We start from the raw sequence: 4,677 nt of genomic DNA, 5'->3' as shown, positions 1-4,677 counted from the left end.
GGCTGCTCCTACGGAGCTTATAGGTAGTACATTTTTCAAAAAACTAAAGTGTTACATTAAATTAGATCGGGTTTCTTGCCTCAACCCAACCTTGCCAGGCTATAAGCTCTGAAGGAGCAACCTGTTTGCAGCAGAACACAATGTCATAACAGCATTGAATTTTATTGGGCTACAAACAAATCATCACTGGCGGGGGCTGCATTGTTTTTTTATGTTTCCTGACTTTTTCAAAAATCTGAACTGTTACCCTTTTTTTGTAAAATGCTTATTCTTGGAATCGAAACCTCGTGTGACGAGACGTCTGTTGCAATAGTGAGAAATGGCAGGGAAATCGTATCGAATGTAATTTTCTCCCAGGACAAACTTCACCGTCCGTTCGGTGGCGTAGTACCTGAAATTGCATGCCGTGCGCATCTTGAATCCATTATCGGAATTATTCACTGTGCCATTACGGAAGCAGAGGTAAAATGTACCGATATCGATGCCATTGCCGTGGTAAATTCTCCGGGATTAATTGGCTCGCTGTTAATTGGCGTCACTGCGGCAAAGACGTTAAGCATGGCGTTCAACATTCCCCTCATTGCCGTTCATCATCTGCATGCCCACATATACGCAAACAATCTGGAGCATGATGCAATTCCCTACCCTGCGGTAAGTCTTGTTGTTTCAGGGGGACATACCACATTGTTTTTGTCGGAAAGGGAAACGCAACATGTCGTATTGGGGGAAACCATTGACGACGCCGCAGGAGAGGCGTTTGATAAAGTGGCTAAAATTTTGGGTCTTGGGTATCCCGGGGGGTCTGTAATTGACCAATTGGCAAAACAAGGCAACCGCAAAGCGATACCATTCCCAAGGGCATATCTGGGGAAAGATTCCCTCGATTTTAGTTTTAGCGGACTGAAAACTGCTGTATTATATCATGTTAAGGGACAGGACCAAAATCGGTCACAAACATCATTAAAAAACACCATGGATATTGCCGACATATCCGCAAGTTTTCAGGAAGCAGTTATTGATGTGCTTGTTCATAAAACAGTGGCTGCATCAAAAATACATCACGCCCGGAGCATATTAATTGGCGGAGGGGTTGCGGCAAATTCACGGTTGAGGGAAAAATTCCAGGAAATATCGCGCGAAATACGTTTACCCGTGTATTGTCCTTCCAGAGAACTTTGTACTGACAACGCCGCTATGGTGGCGGGACTAGCTTATTGGAAATATTCAGAAGGCAATATTTCAGACCTGCGCATGGAAGCCAATCCTTCGTGAGTCCTGGTTTTTATTCATACATTTATTTAACAGACAAAAAGATTTATGAAATTCATTGAACCTTCTGGCAATTGCTTTCATACTTAGTGTCTGAACGAAAACGCTGTAAGCCTTGAAATACGTGGTAAAGGAGGTTGAAAGTATCTGCATGAAGGGTTGAAAGTATAGTGAGTAGATGTTAAACTTAGGGCGTAGAATAAGGGAAGCGAGGGTACCAAGGGGTGAAAAGAGACAAACATTCGCCCAAAACATCAGAAAAACAGAGTCATCAAAAGGAGAACTGCCACGCCATGAGAAAAAGATTCGAGCCGCAAAGGAGACTTGGAAGCACACCAATATCAGAGGTAGAAATTCCCGAAAAGAGCAGGGATGAGTTAGCGCCGATTTTGAGGGCATTACAATACATATTTGTTACAGAGGAATTACGAGAGGAAGTATTCAGGGTATTGGAAGCAAAGGTAAAGGGTGGGAAGAAAGAGACAGGGCGTAATGGTATGGAGTTATGGCAGATAATGGTAATAGGAGTGGTGAGATTGGGATTAGATGCGGATTATGACAGGTTGGAAGATATGGTGAATCACCATAGTCTGATTCGTCAGATAATGGGAGTAGATACCGTATTTGGGAGGGGTAAGAAGTATTCGCTGCAAAGCATCAAGGATAACGTAAGATTGCTCGATGAGGAGACGTTGGGGAAGATTAATGATGTGGTGGTAAAGGCAGGCCAGAGGCTGGCAAAGAACGGACGGGAGGAGAAGCTCCGCATAAAGACGGATACGTATGTGGTGGAGACAAACGTACATTTTCCTACGGACATGAATTTGCTGTGGGATGCGGGTAGGAAGTGCCTTGATGGGATAGAGGCATTTATAGAGGGAGGGGTATTGAACGGGAAAGGATGGAGAAAGGTAAAGAATTGGAGGAAAGAGCTAAAGAGTCTGATGAGGAGTAGTTCGAAAGCGGCAAGTGGTGGTGGAAACAAGAAAGAGGAGGCGGTTAAGAAGCAAGTAAAAGAGTATCTTGGATTAGCAAAGAGATTAAGTGAGAAGATAGGTGCGAGCATAATAGCGGTGTACGAAAAAATATTAACAACGGGTGCGGAAGAAATGCAGAAAGAGGCATTGGAGTCGATGGAATATTTTTATCAGATGCTGGAGAAGCACAGAGATTTGGTAGAGAGGAGAATTATCAAGGAAGAGCAAATACCGGTAGGGGAAAAGGTATATTCACTGTTTGAACCACACACAGAATGGTTGAGTAAAGGGAAGGCGAATAAGAGGGTGGAATTAGGCCACAATCTGGTGATAGCAAGTGACCAATGGGGGTTTATCGGATATCACCAAGTAGTGGAAAAAGAAGCAGATGTGGCGTTAATTCTGCCGTTAGCAGACAAGCTATTAAATTTGTTTGGTGAAGAAGAGATAGAAAGTATAAGTGCAGACAAGGGTTTTTACAAGAAGGAATACAAGGAACTGATAAGTCTTTATATACCGAAAGTGATCATACCGAAGAAAGGAAAAAGGAATAAGGCGGAGACAGAAGAAGAATCGGAGAGTACATTTAAAAAACTCAGGCACAAGCACTCAGCGGTGGAGTCAGATATTAACCGGTTAGAACATCATGGGCTGGACAGATGCTTAGACAAAGGGATAGAAGGATTTAAAAGATACTGCGCATTAGGAGTGCTGGCGGCAAATTTGCACACGATGGGGAGTATATTGCAGAAGAAAGTCCGGGAAGAAAAAGAAACAGTACGTAAGGCAGCGTAAAAACACTCTCGAATAAAAATCCATGAGGGATAGTATGTCCGGAGAACATGAAAAGATGGTAAAAACGAGGGAAATGAATAAAACAACCGTATCATAGATTAAAGCGTAGAAGAAAAAGTTGAAAAAGGGGCAATTTAAAAAAATTTAAATTTGCTCAGAGAAAGAATCTTGCATAAAAAAGATAGTTTTCGTTCAGACACTACTTATGAGAAGTTTAAAAACAAATGTTTAAGTTTTTTCAAAAATATTAACGAGTATACAGATGAATTGTCTACTCTTTTAACTGAAAATTTTCAAATTATTGGCGAGCAAATTTCGAAAATCTGATTTGTTTGACTATATTATACCACAGGTTTTTTCACCCTTTTCTTTCGCTCTATAACACACCACAAAGGCTCGAAATTCTATAACTGAACAGACCCCACACACGTCTCTATGCACGGCATCTTGCTGCCTGTTTTTAACGCATTTACAAACATATACATACACTACCAGGTAAATTGCTTGTTTATAACATTTCTGCTGTCAAGTAAATTCTAAATTATTTTCGCGGAATAGTTACGCCAGGAGAGTATATATAATTTGATTTTGGTTATATAAAGGCGTGTTACAAGGGTAAAGAGGTAGAATTGTGTCTGCATTGTTATCAATTAATCTACTCAAACGATATTTTTGTATATGTGTCTGAGAGTGAACGACAGGAAGCGTTGTTTTATTCTCACAAATTGGCCTTTGAATATTTTGATGGTATAGCACAAAAGGTACGGTATGACAATTTAAGCCAGGCGGTGAAGCGGATCCTGAGGGGGAAGTTACGAGAGGAGTCTGATCATTTTCGAACATTTCGTGAGCTATATGGGTTTGAAGCAGAATTTTGTGAAAGAGGCAAGGGGTGGCAAAAGAGAGATGTCGAGGGTCTGGTAGGGTACGTCAGGAGGAATTGTTTTTCTCCAGTGCCAACGATACGTGATTTAGAAGAATGTAATCGGGAATTATCTGAGTGGTGTAAAAGTCTTCGGGCAAAGCGTAAGGTATATGGGACAGGGGAGCTTGTTGGTGAGCGTTACGAAGAAGAGAGAAGGTGTTTTCGTGCATTGCCGTTGAAGGAGATAGATGTCGGTATACATGCGATCGCGAAAGCCAATCACTATTCTCTGATATCAGTGGAAGGAGCATTTTATTCTGTGCCAACCAGATATGCGTACCATCAAGTGGATATAGTCATAACGATAAAGGAGGTAATAGCCAGTTACAAGGGAGAAGAGATTGCCCGCCATCAAAGGACAGATCAGAAGGGCAGGCAAATATTCGACCCACTGCATTATCTTTCGGTATATACGGAGAAGCCGTATACTGCAATCAATAGCAAGCCGATTCGTCAATTGCCGGCAATATTCAGGAAGTTTTTTGAGTGTGCATATCATAAGGGATATGGAACTGCCAGGGAATGTATAAAGGTGTTGGAATTATTGAGGAGCTATTCGGTAGAAGAGTTAGGAATTGCAATAGAAATGGCCATGTCGTATGAGCAGTATGATGTGGAAGGAGTCAAACAGGTATTAATTCAATTAAGACATAGTAGTCCTTGGCGCGGCCTTTGGCCGCAACCAAATTCAAAATACGAATATCGAAATAC

Annotated in this window: 3 protein-coding genes; all 3 read left to right on the top strand. The window is 41.7% G+C overall.

Features of this window, described 5'->3' with window-relative positions; genetic code table 11:
• Positions 1 to 261: 261 nt before the first annotated feature.
• Positions 262 to 1,272, top strand: a complete 1,011-nt coding sequence (gene tsaD / locus BIY37_RS00235) for a tRNA (adenosine(37)-N6)-threonylcarbamoyltransferase complex transferase subunit TsaD (RefSeq protein ID WP_070065844.1) — start codon at positions 262 to 264, stop codon at positions 1,270 to 1,272.
• A gap of 290 nt (positions 1,273 to 1,562) precedes the next feature.
• Positions 1,563 to 3,041: an ISNCY-like element ISCku10 family transposase gene (locus BIY37_RS00230; RefSeq protein ID WP_070065843.1), complete on the top strand. Its 1,479-nt coding sequence runs from the start codon at positions 1,563 to 1,565 to the stop codon at positions 3,039 to 3,041.
• Positions 3,042 to 3,721: 680 nt separating this feature from the next.
• Positions 3,722 to 4,677: Mu transposase domain-containing protein (locus tag BIY37_RS00225; RefSeq protein WP_143299103.1), on the top strand; the 956-nt coding region annotated here is incomplete at its 3' end.

The organism is Candidatus Brocadia sapporoensis, assembly GCF_001753675.2.
In the GTDB taxonomy this organism is placed as follows: Bacteria; Planctomycetota; Brocadiia; order Brocadiales; family Brocadiaceae; genus Brocadia; species Brocadia sapporoensis.
This window is presented reverse-complemented; position numbering and strand designations above follow the sequence as displayed.